This window comes from Paraburkholderia sediminicola (assembly GCF_046027355.1).
GTDB classification, from domain to species: domain Bacteria; phylum Pseudomonadota; class Gammaproteobacteria; order Burkholderiales; family Burkholderiaceae; genus Paraburkholderia; species Paraburkholderia sediminicola_B.
In genome coordinates, this window is record NZ_JAQQEK010000042.1 from 1 (window position 1) to 17,811 (window position 17,811).

Annotated in this window: 16 protein-coding genes and 3 pseudogenes; 11 read left to right on the forward strand and 8 right to left on the reverse strand. The window is 59.7% G+C overall.

Features of this window, described 5'->3' with window-relative positions; all coding sequences use genetic code 11:
• Positions 1-147 precede the first annotated feature (147 nt).
• Positions 148-558, reverse strand: a complete 411-nt coding sequence (locus PQR42_RS39785; RefSeq protein WP_408391544.1) for a winged helix-turn-helix transcriptional regulator — start codon at positions 556-558, stop codon at positions 148-150.
• Positions 559-1,220: 662 nt separating this feature from the next.
• Between PQR42_RS39785 and PQR42_RS39790 the strand changes: the two genes are divergently transcribed.
• The 5 genes and pseudogenes from PQR42_RS39790 to PQR42_RS39810 all read left to right on the forward strand — a co-directional run bounded on the left by PQR42_RS39790 (position 1,221) and on the right by PQR42_RS39810 (position 5,491).
• Positions 1,221-1,973 carry an SDR family NAD(P)-dependent oxidoreductase gene (locus tag PQR42_RS39790; protein WP_408495249.1) on the forward strand — a complete coding sequence of 251 codons (753 nt, stop codon included), beginning with the start codon at positions 1,221-1,223 and terminating at the stop codon, positions 1,971-1,973.
• A 111-nt stretch (positions 1,974-2,084) separates the two neighbouring features.
• Complete coding sequence (locus PQR42_RS39795) at positions 2,085-2,501, forward strand: nuclear transport factor 2 family protein (protein WP_408391462.1); 417 nt, start codon at positions 2,085-2,087, stop codon at positions 2,499-2,501.
• A 107-nt stretch (positions 2,502-2,608) separates the two neighbouring features.
• Positions 2,609-3,241, forward strand: a complete 633-nt coding sequence (locus tag PQR42_RS39800; RefSeq protein ID WP_408391464.1) for a class I SAM-dependent methyltransferase — start codon at positions 2,609-2,611, stop codon at positions 3,239-3,241.
• A gap of 205 nt (positions 3,242-3,446) precedes the next feature.
• Positions 3,447-3,651, forward strand: a pseudogene (locus PQR42_RS39805) (SDR family oxidoreductase); the annotation flags it as partial.
• The gene (locus PQR42_RS39810; RefSeq protein ID WP_408391466.1) at positions 3,644-5,491 is read left to right on the forward strand and encodes a glycoside hydrolase family 15 protein; all 1,848 of its coding nucleotides are present in this window, start codon (positions 3,644-3,646) and stop codon (positions 5,489-5,491) included. The pseudogene PQR42_RS39805 and the gene PQR42_RS39810, both read left to right, overlap by 8 nt.
• Before the next feature lie 94 nt (positions 5,492-5,585).
• Here PQR42_RS39810 and PQR42_RS39815 read toward each other — a convergent pair.
• Together PQR42_RS39815 and PQR42_RS39820 are read right to left on the reverse strand one after the other, a co-directional pair.
• A pseudogene (locus tag PQR42_RS39815) lies at positions 5,586-5,687 on the reverse strand (transglutaminase family protein); the annotation flags it as partial.
• 646 nt (positions 5,688-6,333) lie between these two features.
• Complete coding sequence (locus PQR42_RS39820) at positions 6,334-6,702, reverse strand: winged helix-turn-helix transcriptional regulator (RefSeq protein WP_408391468.1); 369 nt, start codon at positions 6,700-6,702, stop codon at positions 6,334-6,336.
• Between the two features lie 110 nt (positions 6,703-6,812).
• On the opposite strand from PQR42_RS39820, the gene PQR42_RS39825 reads away from it, so the two are divergent.
• The 3 genes from PQR42_RS39825 (at position 6,813) to PQR42_RS39835 (ending at position 8,732) form a co-directional block, all read left to right on the forward strand.
• Entirely contained in the window at positions 6,813-7,547 is a 735-nt protein-coding gene (locus PQR42_RS39825) for an SDR family NAD(P)-dependent oxidoreductase (RefSeq protein WP_408391470.1), read from the forward strand.
• 70 nt (positions 7,548-7,617) lie between these two features.
• Complete coding sequence (locus PQR42_RS39830; RefSeq protein WP_408221015.1) at positions 7,618-8,217, forward strand: NADPH-dependent F420 reductase; 600 nt, start codon at positions 7,618-7,620, stop codon at positions 8,215-8,217.
• A gap of 98 nt (positions 8,218-8,315) precedes the next feature.
• A complete protein-coding gene (locus tag PQR42_RS39835) occupies positions 8,316-8,732 on the forward strand; it encodes a nuclear transport factor 2 family protein (protein ID WP_408391472.1) in 417 nt (138 codons plus the stop codon).
• A gap of 439 nt (positions 8,733-9,171) precedes the next feature.
• On the opposite strand, the gene PQR42_RS39840 is transcribed toward PQR42_RS39835, so the two are convergent.
• Together PQR42_RS39840 and PQR42_RS39845 are read right to left on the reverse strand one after the other, a co-directional pair.
• On the reverse strand, positions 9,172-9,690 hold the full coding sequence (locus PQR42_RS39840) for a hypothetical protein (protein ID WP_408221019.1): 519 nt from the start codon (positions 9,688-9,690) through the stop codon (positions 9,172-9,174).
• A 378-nt stretch (positions 9,691-10,068) separates the two neighbouring features.
• A complete protein-coding gene (locus PQR42_RS39845; RefSeq protein WP_408221021.1) occupies positions 10,069-10,851 on the reverse strand; it encodes an IclR family transcriptional regulator in 783 nt (260 codons plus the stop codon).
• A gap of 152 nt (positions 10,852-11,003) precedes the next feature.
• On the opposite strand from PQR42_RS39845, the gene PQR42_RS39850 reads away from it, so the two are divergent.
• From PQR42_RS39850 to PQR42_RS39860, 3 genes are read left to right on the forward strand one after another with little or no spacing between them, the layout of a single operon-like run.
• Positions 11,004-11,849: a sugar phosphate isomerase/epimerase family protein gene (locus tag PQR42_RS39850; protein ID WP_408221023.1), complete on the forward strand. Its 846-nt coding sequence runs from the start codon at positions 11,004-11,006 to the stop codon at positions 11,847-11,849.
• 39 nt (positions 11,850-11,888) lie between these two features.
• A complete protein-coding gene (locus PQR42_RS39855) occupies positions 11,889-13,241 on the forward strand; it encodes an MFS transporter (protein WP_408391474.1) in 1,353 nt (450 codons plus the stop codon).
• A gap of 20 nt (positions 13,242-13,261) precedes the next feature.
• A complete protein-coding gene (locus tag PQR42_RS39860) occupies positions 13,262-14,296 on the forward strand; it encodes a Gfo/Idh/MocA family protein (RefSeq protein ID WP_408391476.1) in 1,035 nt (344 codons plus the stop codon).
• Between the two features lie 392 nt (positions 14,297-14,688).
• Here PQR42_RS39860 and PQR42_RS39865 read toward each other — a convergent pair whose 3' ends face one another.
• The 3 genes and pseudogenes from PQR42_RS39865 to PQR42_RS39875 all read right to left on the reverse strand — a co-directional run.
• On the reverse strand, positions 14,689-15,687 hold the full coding sequence (locus PQR42_RS39865; protein WP_408391478.1) for an NAD(P)H-dependent flavin oxidoreductase: 999 nt from the start codon (positions 15,685-15,687) through the stop codon (positions 14,689-14,691).
• A gap of 698 nt (positions 15,688-16,385) precedes the next feature.
• Positions 16,386-17,369, reverse strand: coding sequence for an aminotransferase-like domain-containing protein (locus PQR42_RS39870; RefSeq protein ID WP_408391546.1), 984 nt, complete (start codon positions 17,367-17,369; stop codon positions 16,386-16,388).
• Between the two features lie 240 nt (positions 17,370-17,609).
• Positions 17,610-17,792 (reverse strand): annotated as a pseudogene (locus tag PQR42_RS39875) (GntR family transcriptional regulator); the annotation flags it as partial.
• Positions 17,793-17,811: the final 19 nt, after the last annotated feature.

Genomic DNA, 17,811 nt, shown 5'->3' on the forward strand with positions numbered 1-17,811 from the left:
ACCCTGAGCAGCCGCTGGGGTTGGTGAAACATTAATGGCGGCTTCCAGGACCGTTTCGGACATCGGCTCCGCTACTCTCTGCACCTCGCGGCCGGTGGTGTGCGCATATCGTTCGTGCGACGTGACAGGGCGCGATTGCCGTCTTGCTCATTCCTTGCTCTCAGGAAACATACATCCGCCATTGCGGACCAGCGCCTTCAGCTCTTCGCTCACCTGTAAGGGGCTTTGACTTAATCGAGCAACGAATTCCTTACGGCGCCGCACGTACGACTTCGAATCGTGCTTCGCACTCCAAAGGACAATGTTAAGCACGACAGGAATGAGGTCCAGGCCCTTCTCGGTCAGCGTGTAGAAGTCCTTGCACCCGTCGTCGGGGCTGGGCGCCCTCGAGAGAATTCCTTGGTCCTCAAGAAAGGCGAGGCGCGAAGCAAGGACATTCGTCGCGATTCCCTCTTCGGATTTCAGGAACTCGCCATACGTCTTCTTGCCAGCAAAAACGATGTCGCGAATGATCAAGAGCGACCACCGGTCGCCGAGGATTCCCGCGACGGATTGCAGTTGATTGCAGGACGGCTATGGATACCTCTGCGTCACAACAGTAGACCCGCCGCATCTTATTCGACGCCCGGGAGATCGCCAGTTATTCGGGATTCAGTGGTTTGCGCAAGTACTGGCCCCTACAGGGGCGTGAAAAGTGTCATACGAATGTCACCGCTACGATTTTCGATACCCGTGGCCGACCACCGCGTAGGATACACATTGCTAATCTTCCGTAAGTGATCCCCGTTGGTTGCTCGTCGCCGCACGCGCGGTAGCGTCCAACGGCGTGTGACACGTATGGAATCGGGCTTGCTGTGGCGTTAGTTAATAGCAACAGCATGTCTATCACGCGAATTATCCTTGCGGGGGGCAGGATTCCCCCTAGACTGAAGAAGGGGTGCGGAGCAATTCTTCGGCGGGAAGCATCCCTCGAAACCCCTGCGGAAATCGCCAGGGCAAATGGGGGGATGAACACTGGCGTAAACGGCGGATTTCCGTGCTTTTTCGGGCATGGCTATGTCGCTTTACGTACCTTTGAGTAAAGAAACCCCCTTATTTGACATTCATCAAATCACCTGTCTCGCGCGTCGTTTAGGGTTCACGGGAATCGGGGGATTTGTATCGCAACGGGGCATGAATGCCCTCCCGAAGATAATTAAAAAACAACAAAAGGAAAAGTCATGGGAAAGCTAGACGGTAAGGTTGCAGTCATCACGGGGGGATCGAGCAGTATTGGCTTGGCCACAGCCAAGCGCTTCGTGGAAGAAGGTGCGCACGTCGTGATCACTGGGCGACGAGAGAAAGAGCTGAAGGACGCGGCAGCCTTCATCAAGAGAAACCTTACGACGGTCGTGGGCGACGTGTCGCGCTTGGAAGATCTGGACCGGCTCTATGCCGTCGTGAAAGAGAAGCATGGTCACATCGATGTACTCTTCGCCAACGCGGGCGCGGGTACAATCGCGCCACTCGAGGTGGCTACCGAGGCACATTTCGACCAGACGTTCGACGTGAACGTAAAGGGATTGTTCTTTACGGTGCAGAAGGCCCTTCCCCTATTCAAAGACGGCGGCTCGATTATCCTGAGCTCTTCGGTCACGAACGTGTTGGGGTCCCCAGGGTTTAGCGCCTACGCCGCGAGTAAAGCGGCTGTGCGCAACTTCGCGCGTGCCTGGACTATGGAGCTGAAAGACCGCAAGATCCGCGTGAATTGTGTGAGCCCCGGACCAACCGATACCCCGGCCTTAGAGAAGACGACGGGCCTTACCGCCGAACAGGCCAAGCAAGCGGCCGCCCAGTTCGCCTCGCAGATTCCAATGGGTCGCAGGGGCAAGCCCGAGGAAATCGCAGCTGCCGTCGTATTCCTCGCCTCCGATGAAAGTTCTTTCATCACCGGTATAGATCTCCCCGTCGATGGAGGCTTGGCGCAGGTCTAGCAAGGAGTGTGCAGATCAAGTTGTGAGAGAAATCGAAAAAAATAACGGTGGTGTGAGAGCTGTCGCGCTGAAGCTTACACGATCCGATGTAAGGGAAATGGAGAGATTTAGATGAGCACACAAGAGAATGTTCAGACTGTGAAGGATTTCTTTGCAGCAATGGGCGGCGGCGATAAGCAACGTCTGCTGGCGTTGGCTGCCGAGGATATTGAGTGGATCATTCCGGGCGAGGACTGGCCGCTGGCCGGCACGCACCGCGGGCACGCGGGATTGGCGGATGTGCTTCAGAAGGCTTCCGAAGAGGTTGAAACTTCATTCCCAGAGCCCCCCGAATTCGTGGCGCAGGGAGACCGGGTACTGGCCATCGGCATCGCTACGGGGAAAATCAAAGCCACGAATAAGCCGTTCAAGGACGACTGGGTCTTCGACATTACCGTTCGAGATGGCAAAGTGACGAACATCCGGGAGTATATCGACACGCAAGCACTGGCGCGGGCCTCGGAGATGGACGCGTCCGGGCTGGCGTAGCGCTGGCCATCTGCGGCCATCGGGTCGGGGTAGACGGTGGATCAGCCATGGATCGCCCCCTCGCACGCCGCGCGCTCGTCGGATGCCCAACCGTAAAGGAGATCCCAATGTACGACCAATCGAAGCTATCCGAGTTAATCCGGTTCGCACGAGTAGATGCGGGCTCCACCGTCATCGACGTTTACCCAGGCGACGGCGACTGGACCCGTCTCTTCTCCGACATCGTGGGACCCGAAGGACGTGTCTACAGCTTCGTGCCGGCCGAAGTGGCCGACTTCAAGAACGATCCGGTCGGCCGCATGCGGACGCTTGCGAAGGAGCCGGGCCGAGAGAACGTCGAAGCCGTCTCGGCGGACCTCGTTGCGATGCCGGAGGCCACGCAACCAGCGGATGTCCTGTGGCTGCATCTGTTTTACCACGATCTCCACACCACGCTGATCCAAGCCAGGGGCGCGACGGCGGCCCACTTCAATCGAGCTGTCTACGAGCGGCTGAAGCCTGGTGGGTCCTACGTCATCATAGACCACGCCGCCGCCGTCGGGGCGGGCACGAGCGACGCCCAGTCGCTGCATCGGATTGAGCCTGGATCCGTTCGCGAGGAGGTGGAGGCGGCCGGCTTTGTACTGGACGCGGAAAGCACCATGCTCGCGAACAAGGACGATCCGCACTCGATCAAGGCGTTCGATCCCTCAATCAAGGGCGAGACCGATCGCTTCGCCTATCGTTTCGTGAAGCCCTGACAGGTCCCGGCGCCGATTTCATGTCAACCATCCCCGATGGGTGCAAACAAGCCCATCGAAGACATCGAGGCGAGCCTGCTTGCCGGCACAAAGATGGCTTTGGATGAGCTAGCCCATGCGACGATGGCGGCGAAGGCCGCCGAAGCTTCATAGCGACTCGACCCGAATCGGCGCGGAGCATCGCGTCGCCGGTCTTCCGTCCAGTACGCCGAACAACACGTCGGCATGGGATACCGAGGAAGCGATGGATAAATTGTTGAAGCTGGTCCCGTACGGCCGCATCGGTGAAAGCGAGGACATCGCAAAGCCGCCGTATGGCTGGCTTCCGACGAGAGCGATAATTCGTCGGTACGACGTTATTCGTCGACGGCGGTATGAGCTTGTATCCGGGGTTCGCCGATAATGGCTAAATCCGCCGCGAACCAGAATCGGTCGCCCCGCCTCGGTACGCCGATCGAAGCACATGGGCTGATCGGCAACATGCGTACCACTGCACTCGCGTCGACGCAGGGTGCGATCGATTTCATGTGCTTCCCGCGTATCGATTCCCCCTCATTGTTCGCCGCACTGCTCGACGCACAACGCGGCGGTAGTTTCAGCATTGCGCCGGTACTCGACGCGCCGCGCCTGAAGCAGATGTATCTGCCCGAGACCAACGTGCTGATCACGCGCTTCATGTCGCCCGACGCGGTATGCGAGATCGTCGATTTCATGCCCGTCGCGGACGAGGGAGCTAAGTCTGCCGTACCCAATTGCGTGGTGCGCCTGGTGCGCTCGATCTACGGGCACGTGTCGCTTGCCATGCACTGCGCGCCGCGCTTCGATTACGCACGCATTGGTCATGAAGCCGAGCAGAACGGCGAGAACGGGGTTCACTTTAAGCCCGCCAACGGTAGCGAAACCATCGCGCTCAACGCGACCGTCGCACTCGCGATCGACCGAAACGATGCCGTCGCGCACTTCGATCTCGCAGAAGGACAAACTGCTTGCTTCGTGCTTGGCGCCGCCGTGGATTCCGGGCGATTGAGCCTGCCCTGCCACGACGCGCTCGCGCAGACCATCGCGTTCTGGCGCAACTGGTCGGGGCAAAGCACCTATCGTGGACGTTATCGCGAAGTGGTCATGCGCTCAGCGTTATTGCTCAAGTTGCTGAGTTCGCGCGAATACGGCGCGATCGTCGCGGCGCCCACATTCGGTCTGCCCGAAACACCGGATGGCAGACGGCGCTGGGACTACCGCTACACATGGATACGCGACGCCGCGTTTTCGGTATACGCGCTGCTGCGGCTCGGCTATGTGGGCGAGGCGCAGGCATTTGTGCGCTGGATCGCCGAACGTAACAAGCGCTGTCACTCCGACGGCTCGCTGCGTGTGATGTATGCGGTCGACGGCGAAGACACGCCCGGGGAAACCGCCATCGACACACTGCACGACAGCGGCGGCGCCCCGCCGCTGGTCGGCAACGCGGCACGCGACCAGAAGCAGCTCGATGTATACGGCGCGCTGATGGATGCGGTCTATCTGTACAACAAGTATGGCGAGGCGATTTCTCACGACGGCTGGGAACACGTGACGCGTACGATCAACTACGTCGCCGCACATTGGGAAGAGCCCGATCATGGCATCTGGGAATTCCGCAACGGGCTGCGGCCTCTGCTTCATTCGCGGCTGATGTGCTGGGTCGCGCTCGATCGCGCGTTGCGGCTCGCGCAGAAGCGTTCTTTGCCAGCGCCGTTTGGCCAATGGTTCGAGGTGCGCGACAGCATTCATCGCGACATCCACCAAAATTTCTGGAACGACGAACTCGAAAGCTTCGTGCAGACACCGGGATCGAAGACGCTGGACGCATCCGTGTTAATGATGCCGCTGGTGCGTTTTATCGGGCCCAAGGACCAGCGCTGGCTTTCCACGCTCGACGCGATCGGCCATGAACTGGGCGTGGACCCGCTGATTTTCCGCTATACCCGTGGCGATACGCTCGATGGATTGCCCGGCGAAGAAGGCGGCTTCAGCGCCTGTTCGTTCTGGTACGCCGAAGCGCTGGCGCGCGCAGGCCGTGTCGATGAAGGACGGCTGGTATTCGAGAAGATGCTCGCCTATGCGAACCATGTCGGGCTCTATTCCGAAGAGGTCGCCGTGAACGGCGAATCGTTGGGTAATTTCCCGCAGGCCCTCACACATCTCGCACTGATCAGCGCGGCCTTCCAGCTCGATCGCAGCCTCGATGGTGCGCACGCACCGTGGTCGTGAAGTCAACGCCGATGGGAGTCTCGGTTCGACGAGTCGGGTTCCGACGTTCTATATGCTCGGCCCCTGCGTCGGAAAAGACGCACGATTCATCGCGTCATTCCGGCTCGCATCGGACGTCGAATTTGATCAGCGTGGTCGGACCGAACGCAGTGCCGATCGCAACATCGGCAGCGTCTCGCCCACGTGCCATCAATATGGGCACGCGTTGTACGGGCTGTGACGGCGGAATTTGAAGGGGATTCCCCCCGCATTACGCTGGCCGCAGCACATGCAGCCGCTTGTCGGTATAGACCTCCTGCCAGGCGGTTTGCCCCGCCGGTTTGCCGCCGCCAGCTTCAGCCAGATAGGGGCACGCGCCACTTGCTTGCAGCGCTCGAGGAATTCAGTCACCTTGGCGTGCGCTTCGTTAGCGTCCAAGATCAGATCGATGTCCGCGTCTTGCAATTAATTGCAAAAAAGCCGTGCCTCGGGAGTCTTAAACGAAGCCCCTAACGGCGTCATACACACCGGGGACATCCCAAGCAGTTTTTGTGGAGGGCGAACGCATGCAAAAGTCCGTTAATACGCGAGGTTATAGGTGTCGTGCCATTACTTTCAGCTTCAGGTACGAAACCGTACCGACTCTATCGCAGCGTAGGCGCAACGTGCATCTGTACCTCTTGCCCCGGTGTTGCTCGCGGTGCTTAAGTCGACAACCTGGAGTCTGTTATGAGATCGCTGTCACAAAACATGGGCGAGACCGCTCAAACCGCGCATCCTGACAGTCTGATCGGACTAATTCGACCTGCCGCCCTCCCACAAACGCGGAGGGTCGTACGACTCAGCGGTTCTTCAGCGTCCCGCTAAAGCAAACGGTCGCGCTCGGCGAGAAGGCTCACCATTTCTGCCATGTTCTCGGTTCCCCAGGTGCACAGCGGGACAATCTTGTCGGCCAGACTGCGGCCGAGCGCGGTCAGCGCGTAGTCCACGCGCGGCGGCACCTCCTTGTAGTCGGTCCGCGCCAGCACGCGATCGGCCTCCAGTTCTTTCAGTTGCTGGATCAGCACCTTGGCGCTGACGCCATGGACGTTGCGCTTGAGCTCGCCGTAGCGCTTCGGGCCGTCGAGCAGGAAGTACAGGATCAGCGGCTTCCACTTGCCCGAGATGATGCTGAGCGTGGCGGCGAGCCCGTAGGAGTAGCGGCCACCGCAATTTTGAGAACAGTCGGTCATTTCAATAGTTACCTAAAGGTGCATACTTGTCTTCAGGTTATCAGAAGTGCATGCTTGTCTCAAGTAAGCAGTTCCCTGCTTCCGTACAACTCCAAGGAAGGATGCACGACATGACCAGACTGAATGGAAAGACCGCTGTGATCACCGGTGGCGCTACCGGCATCGGCCGCGCCGCAGCAAAGCGCTTCATCGAGGAAGGAGCCTTCGTCTTCATCTTCGGCCGCCGACAGGAAGCGCTCGACGCCGCTGTGGCCGAGCTCGGGCCCAATGCCCGCGCGGTGAAGGGCTCGGTCTCGGATGAGGCCGACCTCGACCGACTCTACGCGGCGGTGAAGGCCGAGCGCGGAAGCCTCGACATCCTCTTCGCCAATGCCGGGGCGGGAAGCCCGCTTGCGCTCGGCAAGATCACCGCCGAGCACATTGACGAAACCTTCGACACCAATGTGAAGGGTACGATCTTCACGATCCAGAAGGCACTGCCGCTGATGGGCAAGGGCGGTTCGATCGTCCTGACCGGATCGAGCGCCGGCACCACGGGCGCCCCGGGAATGAGCGCCTACAGCGCGAGCAAGGCGGCAGTGCGCAACCTCGCGCGGACCTGGGCGGAGGATCTGAAGGGCACCGGCATCCGGGTGAACGTGCTGTCGCCCGGGGCGACGGCGACCGAACTCGCGAAGGCAGCGCTCGGCGAGGAGGGCCAGAAGGTCTATGCCGCGATGACTCCGCTCCAGCGCATGGCCGATCCGTCGGAGATCGCGGCAGCGGCTGCCTTTCTCGCATCGTCGGACAGCAGCTTCATGACCGCCAGCGAGGTCGCCGTCGACGGCGGCCTGGCGCAACTCTGACGCTACGCCCTACGGCGCTCCATTCGATTATTCGGAGCGCCGTAGGGCTCGGTAAACTGAAGGAAAATATATGAGCTACGCAATTATCGGCTTCGGCAATATTGGCCAGGCCCTGGCCAAGGCCTTTGCCCGCAATGGTATCGAAGTCTCCGTTGCAACCACGCGCGACCCGGAAAGCTTTGCATCCGCCGCGGCCGCGATCGGACCCACGATCATTCCCAAAAAACTGGCGGAAGCCGTCAAGGCGGACATCATCTTTTTGGCTGTCCGTTTCGAGTCGTACCCGGATGTCGCGAAAGCGCTGCCGACCTGGCAGGGGAAGACGATCATCGATGTGACCAATGCCTACGGCGTGCCCCCTGAGGAACTGGGGGGACAACCTTCTTCCAAGGCCGTCGCGCAGGCCTTCACGGGTGCAAGACTGGTTAGGGGCTTCAACCATTTGGGCGCCGCCGTCCTTGACCAGGATCCGGCCGTACATGGTGGCAGGAGAGTCGTGTTTTTGACGAGCGACGATGACGGCGCAGCAGAGGAGATTGGTGCGCTTGCGGAAAATCTCGGTTTCTCTCCGATCAAACTTGGCGGGCTTTCCGAAGGTGGACTGCTTGTGCAGGCGCGCGGAAATAGCTGGGGTCAACTGATCTTTAAGGACCTGGTCAAGTTCGACTGATGAATCGTGATCGAAATTTCATGCGATCCTGCCTCGTGGACCACAGCGTGTCCGATTAGATCGGACACAATCCGACTTAAGGAAAACGGAGAGATTCGATGAGCATCGAAGAGAACGTTCAGGTTGTGAAGGATTTCTTTGCAGCAATGGGCAGCTACGATAAGCAGGATCTGCTGGCGTTAGTTGCCGAAGACGTTGAGTGGATCGTTCCGGGTGAGGACTGGCCGCTGGCCGGCACGCACCGCGGGCACGCGGGATTGGCGGCGGTGCTTCGGAAGGCGTCCGAAGAGGTAGAAATGACATACCCAGAGCCCCCCGAATTCGTGGCGCAGGGAGACCGGGTACTGGCCATCGGCATCGCTACGGGGAAAATCAAAGCCACGAATAAGCCGTTCAAGGACGATTGGGTCTTCGACATTACTGTTCGAGATGGCAAAGTGACGAACATCCGGGAGTACATCGACACGCAAGCAATGGCGCGCGCCTCCGAGACCGACGCGAGCTCCAGGCCCTGACCCATGGAGAACAAGCTCATCCCGCAACACTGCCTGGCATCCCGGCTCATCAATCGCCATAGCCTCAAAGCTTCCCACCGCATCGCGGCACCCCGCGGTTTCCTCCCTTCAGGTTTTTCAACGCCTGCCCACACGCCCCTCGTGCGCTTCCAGGCCTGTGGACACGGGCAGGCGTCGAACAAACCTTAAGATGAACCGCCATCGACTTTGGCAGGCTCAGTGACCGCTTTCGGTGGTGTGCTGCCGACGCTCGAATGTCCAACCGCGTCATCAAGTGAACGTCGCTTCCTGGCCGATTGTCGTCGGATGAGTACGCGAGCCAGCCTGGCGGAATTGCCGATTGTTACTGTAAGTGGGGAAGTTTTGCGTGCTACAGATCTGCTACAGCAAGGGGGCAACCCATATCTGACAGGTCTTGCGCCTGTCATTCCCCCCTGAACTATCGCCGCCGTGAAGACTTGGCAAAGTGACTTTGTGGCGGTACAACTGCGGAAGCGTGGGGCTCCGCTTTCGAACCCGACGTTCGAGATTCATTTTTTTCACTCGATGACTTACGCGCCTGAGCGTCGTATTTTCGTTTCTGTCCCTCTACATACGCGGACGATCCAAAATAAGCCGCAAGCACGACGCCGACGAAGGTCGTGAAGCTCGAGATCAGGGATTCCGTAAGAGGGGGAAGTTTGTCGGGACCGCCAATAAAGAACACGGCGATGCTGACCATGACCAGGTACGCCACGATTATCGCAGCGGCGACTGCACGTCGAAATCTGGTTTCCTCATCTGAATTTGGAAAGTGGCTGGGCGCTAAGAAAAACGCAAAGGTGATGACAGCGGCAGCGGCAACTGTAACCGTTTCCGGCAGATCAGTTTCAAATTCAAGATCGGCTACTCCGCCTGCGGCGACGATCAATATGATGGGCAACGCAAGTTTAAGTATGAGTTGAAGATAAGAGCCCATATGCTTCTCCGCGCGTTGCTGAATATTGAGGACCGACTGCGCTGAAGTGTAGGCAACGGCTGCCCTTTACAAAGAAATTTACTATCGTCGTTACATTAATATCAGGATCACTTGGCCACGCGGTAACCGAACTGACATGTGACCTGCGGGTGCCAGCGTTTGGCATCGACCGTTCATAGGCCGGTCCCTGCCTGTCGGCGATCGGCGGCTCCCGACCCCTCAACGGCCATATGTCGGCCGCTCTCAACCGACCGCGCCGAGATTCCTTCAGACACTGGGAGATGATCGCAGACAGTTATTGCGTCGGAGCACCCTGTGCCGTCGGTGCACTGAGGAATGTGTTGGCGCGCCCATGACGACAACTCGCTGATCGCTTCCTCACCGACGGCCAAACATCGGCGAACTACGGCTCGCGAGCGCAAGTGCCTCGGCGCATTGCAGAACCTTAGGCCCAAAGGCGTCCATACGCTCGCGGGTCATCCGTATAGACGGCCCGGCAATACTGACAGTGCCGATCGGCTCGCTTTTTTCGTCGATGCGGATCACGGCCGCAACCGCGCTGGTCCCTGCCTCGTAGGCATCGAAGACGACGGCAAAGCCGCGTTCCTTCGTCTGCGCTATTTGTTCCATCAACGCTCGCAATGTCTGCGGCGCGCCTGGGCCCATCTCGCGAGCGCGGTCCATTCCTTGACGCGACACGAGTGCCAGTGCCCGGTCTTCATCGACGGCCGCGAGAAACGCAAGCCCGTTCGCCGTCGCAGGAAGGTATATCTCCAGACCGGCATCTGGGTCATAACGCAATCCGGTTCGCGCACCTTGCGCTTTCGCCACCCAGATCAGATCGTCGCCTTCCACGACCGCGAGGCGAACCAGTTCTCCGCTCGCTTGTGCCAGATCGTCGAGCAAGGGCTGTGCGGCGTCGGTGATGCCGGTCGCGGCGAGATAACTCAAACCGAGCGACGCCAGCTTCACGGTCAGCATGTATTGCGAGCTGTTCGGATCCTGCTTGACGTATCCGCTCTCCTTCAAATCCGCCAGCACTCGATGCGCGGCCGTCCTTGGAATGCCCAGCCGATCGCCAATCTCTGACATTGGCAGTCCGTGCACGTTGTGCGCCAGAAGCTCGACGATGGCCAAAGCGCGGTCGCGGACTGCGGTCATATGAACCCTTGAGCGTGATGACGATGAATCGAAATTTTAACCCATGTGGTTTGGTGTTTCATCTGGAACGAGAATGCCGGGTTTACGCTTGATGTGGATTTACAATCCACTTGGTACATTAATCCACATTGTAAACCGCAAAGGCTGCCCCCGTGAAACTTGCCATCGATTCATACAGCTATCACCGTTATTTCGGCGAGGTCTATGCCGGCCTCGAACAGGATCCGGGAACGCGGATAACCATGCGGGGTTTCCTCGATCGGGCGAAGGCACTGGGCGTCGCGGGTGTTTCTCTGGAGTCATGCTTCATGCCGAATCCGTCGCCCGAGGAAATCGCCACGTTGCGGGCCGACCTCGACGAGCTGAGGCTCGAGCCTGTGTGGGCATGGGGCCATCCATCCGGGCTCCGCTCGGGCGACGCGCCGCAGGAAGTTGCCGACCTGAAGCGCCATGCGGAAATAGCCGCCGCTGTGGGCGCGAAGGTCATGCGGATCTGCTGCGGCGGGCGCCGCACCCGCCCCGACAACTGGAGCGACCACAAGGCAAAACTCGTCCCACTGCTGACCGACGCCGCCGCGCATGCGAAGCGGCATGGTGTCGTGCTCGCAATCGAAAACCACATCGACATGCTCGCGGACGAACTGGTGGAGTTGATCGAAACAATCGATTCACCGTGGCTGGGCGTGTGCCTGGATACCGCGAATAACCTGCGCATGCTCGAAGATCCGGCCGTCGCGATTGAAAAGCTCGCGCCCTACGCCCGGGCGACCCACGTTAAGGACATCGCTGCCAAGGGTGGCAATCCGCGCGATTTTGCGTTCTGGCCGAGCGTGCCGGTCGGCCGGGGAATTATCGACATTCCGCGCGCCTTCGCCGAACTGCGCAAGCACGGTTACGCAGGACTGCTCGCGCTAGAAATCGACTATTTACATCCCGCTTACGAGAGCGATGAGCTAGCCATCGCCGAAAGCATTCACTACATGCGAAGCCTGCTATGAGCATGCCCGTCGCTCGCCGGAAATCCACAGGAGACAACCATGCCATTCGAGAAACAACTCAACATCCAGGAATTCCTGGATTCCCGGTCCTTTGGGCCCTTTCACTGGAAGATACTGTTCCTGGGCCTCGTGGTCCTGATTCTCGACGGCTTTGATGTTGTCGCGATGGGATTCATCGCGCCCGCAGTCGTCGCCGACTGGAAGCTCACACGCGCCGCGCTCGGGCCGGTGCTGAGCATGGGCCTGTTCGGGCTCGCGATCGGCGCGCTGACCGGCGGTCCGCTGGCGGACCGATTCGGCCGTCGCAAGATCATCATCGGCGCAATTTTGTTCTTCGGGCTGATGAGCCTCGCTTCGGCGTGGTCGCCGAACGTCGAGGTGCTGTCGGTCATGCGCTTTCTCACGGGACTTGGACTTGGCGCCTCTCAGCCCAATGCCGCGACGCTTGCCTCCGAGTACGCTCCCAAGAAGTATCGTTCGCTGATGGTGACGGTGATCTATTGCGGATTCACGCTGGGAGCGGCCGGTGGCGGCTTCCTCTCGAGTTATCTGATCCCGACTCACGGCTGGGCATCGATTTTGGTTGTCGGCGGCGTTGTGCCGATCCTGTTTGCGCTCGTCCTGTGCTTCATCCTGCCGGAATCGGCGAAGTTTCTCGCGGTCAAACATGGTGGCCGGCGCGCGCTCGAACGTATCGTCAACCAGATCGAACCCAACGCGGTCGATGCCTCGACGAAGTTCATCACCGCAGAACGCGAGCACGCCGGCAAAGGCGCGATCAGACTTATCGTTGCCAAGCCGCACACGACTGTGACGCTCGCTCTCTGGGTCGGCCTCTTCATGAACCTGATGACGGTCTACTTCCTCAATAGCTGGCTGCCGATCATCGTGAAGGACAACAACTTCTCGCTCGCCGATGCCGCGCTGGTAGGCGCCATGCTTCAAGTGGGCGGAACGCTTGGCAACATCATCATCGGTTGGGAAATGGACCGCTTCAACCCGCACAAGGTGATGATCGGCACGCTCCTCGCTGCAGGCATCTTCACCGTTGCGCTGGCGAAGATGAGTCCCGGCCTCTACGGCCTCATGACCCTGGTTTTCCTTTTGGGCTATTGCATCAACTCGACGAACACTGGCTGGACCGCAATGGCCGCCGGTTACTATCCGACCGAGATGCGCGCCACCGGTACGAGCTGGATGACGGGCATTGGTCGCTTCGGCGCGATCTCGGGCGCGTCGATTGGCGCGGTTTTGCTCAGCTTCAAGTGGAATTTCGGGCAGTTGTTCCTTGCCTTGACCGTGCCAATCGCGATCGCCATCGTCGCGGCGTACATCAAGGGCCGCCGCGGCGCGGGCGCAGCGCCGGTGTTGCGCAACGCCACAACTCACTGATTCTCGGAGACCCTTTTTTCATGTCTGATTCGAAGATTGGCCTCATCGGCGCAGGCGCGATCGGTCGTGCGCATCTTGTTGGCGCAGCGGGCGCCAAGGGCGTCGAAATCGTCGGTATCGCCGACCCAAACCCGGCGGCGCAGGCGCTCGCCGAGGAGTTCTCGATCCCGTGGTTCAAGGACCATCGCGCGCTCATCGACGAGACGAAGCCTGACGGGGCAATTGTCGCCACGCCTAACGCGCTGCACGTTCCCATCGCGCTGGAGCTGATCGCCGCCGGCACCGCAGTGCTGGTCGAAAAGCCGATCACCGATTCGGTCGACGAAGGCTTGCGTCTCGGGCGCGCGGCAGCCGACGCCGAAGTTCCTCTGCTCGTCGGCCATCACCGGCGGCACAATCCGATCATCCGCACGGCGCGGGCTTTGGTTCAGGGAGGGCAACTCGGGCGGCTCGTCTCTGCATCGGTGCTAGCGACGTTCCTCAAACACGACGCCTACTTCAACGAAGCGTGGCGCCGCACGCCTGCCGCGGGACCAGTCCTCATCAACCTGATTCACGAGATCGACCTGTTGCGCTTCGTGTGCGGCGAGATCGAAAGCCTGCAGGCTGTTACGTCGAATGCGATTCGCGGATTCGAAGTCGAGGACACGGCGGCCACGCTGCTGTGTTTCAAGAGCGGAGCAATCGCGACGATTACCCTGTCAGACAGCGCTGCTGCGCCGTGGAGCTGGGATTTGTCGTCGGGTGAGAATCCGGCCTTTCCGAAGACTCCAGTCGAGAGTCATTTTTTGTGCGGAACAGAGGCGTCTATCGCCTTGCCGACGTTGCGGATGTGGCGTTATCCGGGCGAGCGCGGCTGGTTGCAGCCGCTGCAGGACGAAGAAGTGCGCTTCGACGCGGCCAATCCGTACATCGAGCAAATGCGTCACTTCGGCGCAGTGATTCGGCGAGAAGAGCAACCTCTGACCGATGCATTCGACGCGACCAGGACCCTCGAAGTCACACTGGCAGTTCGCGACGCCGCGCGATCCGGTACGACGATCCGCTTTGGGTGATGCTAACGCATCGACAATCGGAAGAGCCGCGATTAAGACGCGGTAACAAGAATGAACCCGGTACGAAGGCTCGAAATGCATAAGTTTATTTGAGCTGTCTGAGCGGCTATCGCTGCTTGATCGTGTTGACGGAGGCCGTTCGTGAACGGCAATGGCCGCATTCGCCCCGTCTTGAGTCATCGACGGCAACGATTCGAACGGCCGTAGATGGCCGCATCGAGTCTTATAACCGAGCGCGGCGACCCTATCGGCTGGGCGATTCACGCAAAGGCATAGGGCGACCCTCTGCGGACCGTCACGACTGGCCGCTTTCCGGCGTCGGAAAGTGCTTGCTCAAAGCATCGATAATCGGGACCGCCGGTCAGTCCGGTGGCAGGTCAGCTCGCCCACTATTACGACGGCGAGGTGAACTCGAGCTTGCTGCCGTTACGGAGGAGATCCGCTGCCTGTGCCACCATCGATTGCACGATTGATTCAGCACTCGGGCGGTCTTTTAACAGACCCACAGCCTCTCCGCAGACGACTGCAACCGTATCCAGGTCGTTCTGCGCGCGTGCCTCGGCGTATTTCTCAGACAGCGTACCAAAGACGCGGAATGCCTCGGCTTCCCGGTCAACCCATTCGTCGGCCAGCTTGTTCTTGAGGAAGCGAAGTGAGTATTCATTCGGCCATGGAAACCCTCGCAGCGCATCGAGCACGTTCGTCCGAATGGTTGAATCGCCGGTCACATCGATGGCCTTGTCAGTGTGCGCCTTTGGGGTGAGCGCTTCGGCCGATGCCCACAGACGCGTTCCCACTACCACCGCGTCTGCACCAAGCATCAGGGCCGCTGCCAATCCTCTCCCGTCCGCTATGCCTCCGGCGGCAACCAGCAAAGTTCCAGGCGAGTGTATCTTCAAGTAGTCGGCAGCTTCCGGCACAAACGGAAACGTTGAACGGTTTCCTCCGTGCCCCCCTGCCTCGGTGCCCTGTACTACGATCGCTGCGGCGCCAGCTTCCAGTGCTACGTCGATCTGCGACAGGAACTGCACCTGGCAGATGAGCGCGGCGCCCGAGTCGCGGATTTCTGCTGCGAACGGACGAGGGTCGCCAAATGAAAGGAACACGCAGGACGGCGAGTGTTGCAGCGCTTTCGTCAGCATCTCCGGCGCGCGCGCCAGAGCCCAGGTGATAAATCCAACGCCGAATTTGCCAGCATTCACTCGAGAAAGTTCAGTTTCTAAATCAGGTTCCCCACCCAGCGTCCCTGCATAACCTCCGCCAACGATCCCCAGTCCGCCGGCGCGACACACCGCAGCCACGAGCACCCCGCCAGTGACGAACGCCATTGGCGCACAAACAATTGGATGCTTGATGCCAAAGCGCTCCGTGAAACGTGTGCTAATCATCATGCATTCCGAAGAAGCCGCTTGGTTGCGGTGATCGTGTTTATGATCGTCGTACGACTGCTAAAGAGCAAGCGGATGTTGCCGGTCAGACTCGGCTCGTGGCCGAACCCGGTCCGACAGGAACACGCGGCGTTGGTCGACGCTGATGGATTTGCATCGGGCAGCAGTCGGCCGAGCCCGGTCCGATGCTCAATCGATAAGCGATGCGCCGGAGGTCGCCGGCGTGCGGCCCAGGTCGACCCTGGAGCGACATTCGCCCTCATGCTCGTCGATCGTCCGATTCTCGCATATCAACTGACGGTCGCATTTCCAGCGCCTGTTCGACGCGTCTGATTCGCGAAAGAACCCTGAGACGATCCGCGGGACTGTGACCGGATTCAAGGATCGTTACAATCGCTATTGGTGTCTCGAACAGTTGGGCATAGTGCCGCCCTGTCGGCCCCTCGAAACCCATCCGACTTATGTCAATCGCAAGGCGACTTGAGTTGCAAAACCATGTCCAGGTAATCCGAGCCGATACACGCGAACCTGGCGTGCAGTCATGCATGAGTGTCGGCGCGCGTGGTGTGTGCCGAGTTGAAGTGCTGCGTTGTGTGATCGTCAGTCATCGATGACTGACAGTCTCGGCAGAAGTCGGAGAGCGCGCTGACTCGCATATCACCGCCGTCGACACGTCGAGCAAACGTGGTCAAAAGAATCACCTATAACGAACGCGCCAGCGTCCCGACTGTCTCTAAGCTTCGCGCGGTCTCGTCCGTCCAAGGGTGTCCGTAGTTCAAGCGGATGCAATTCCGAAACCCGCGACTCCCCGAAAAGATCGGGCCCGGTGCAATGCTGATGCCCTGCTTAAGCGACAGCTCAAACAGGCGCACCGAATCGACCTGCACCGGCAACTCCAGCCAGAGAAAATACCCTCCCTTCGGGCGCGCAACCCGCGTTCCAGGCGGAAAGGATTTCTCAATGGTCTCCAGCATGTTCTCTTGTTGGGCAGCAAGGTTTTGCCGGAATCGGCGCAGATGGCGATCATAGCTGCGAGTCTGGAGATAATCGGCGATCGCTAATTGTGCAGGCATGGACGTGGATATGTTGGTCATCCACTTCGCCCGTGCGACCTGCTGCGTGAAGCGTCCCGCCGCGACCCAGCCCACGCGGTAGCCGGGTGCGAGGCTCTTTGAGAAGGAGCCGCAATGGAGCACCAGTCCCTTCCGATCAAATGCCTTAGCCGGACGCACAGGCGACGCCCCGAAATACAGTTCAGCGTATACGTCATCCTCGATCAGCGGCACCTCATGAGCGGCCAGCAGCGTAACCAACGCTTCCTTCGTCGCGTCGGGCATCGTGACGCCGGTGGGGTTCTGAAAAGACGTCATGAACCAGCACGCGCGGATTGGATGCCGTTTAAGTGCATCGGCAAGCACTGAAATGTCGAGACCGTTACTCGGATGCATAGGTATCTCAACGGCCTTCAGTCGCAGCCTGTCGAGTGCCTGAAGCGCGCCGTAGAACGCTGGCGTCCGGATTGCGACGACATCGCCGGGGCGGGTTACCGTCTGCAAACAAAGCGTTAGCGCTTCCAATGCTCCGGCCGTCACGACAACTTCATCGATCGGCACCGCCATCCCCGCAGCCATGTAGCGACGGGCAATCTGACGGCGCAAACCTTCGTTACCTGGAGACAGTTCCATGCCCGTTGCCCCCGCGCCCATCGTCCGCGCAACTGACGCGAGTGAGCAATCTAGCGGATTCAGTGGGAACATCGCCGGACTCGGAAACGCGGCGCCAAGCGGCACGATACCGGGTGCGTTGGACGAACTGAGCACGTGAAATAGGAGATCGTCTGTCTCAGGCTTAAGGGAAACCTGGGTCGGTCTCACGAACGACGATCCAAGCGATGTCTGCCCCGCTTGCAGTGATACGAAATGCCCTGCACGTGGGCGCGTCTCAATCAGCCCCTGAGATTCCAACGATTGATATGCGTGCGCGACGGTTGCCGGGCTTACACCATATGACTTGGTCGCCTGCCGCACAGACGGGAGACGCATACCTGGGGCGAGATCGCCGCGCTTAATAAGCCCTGCGATTTCCGTCGCCAACTTCTTGTAACGCATAATATATTCACTGTCATGA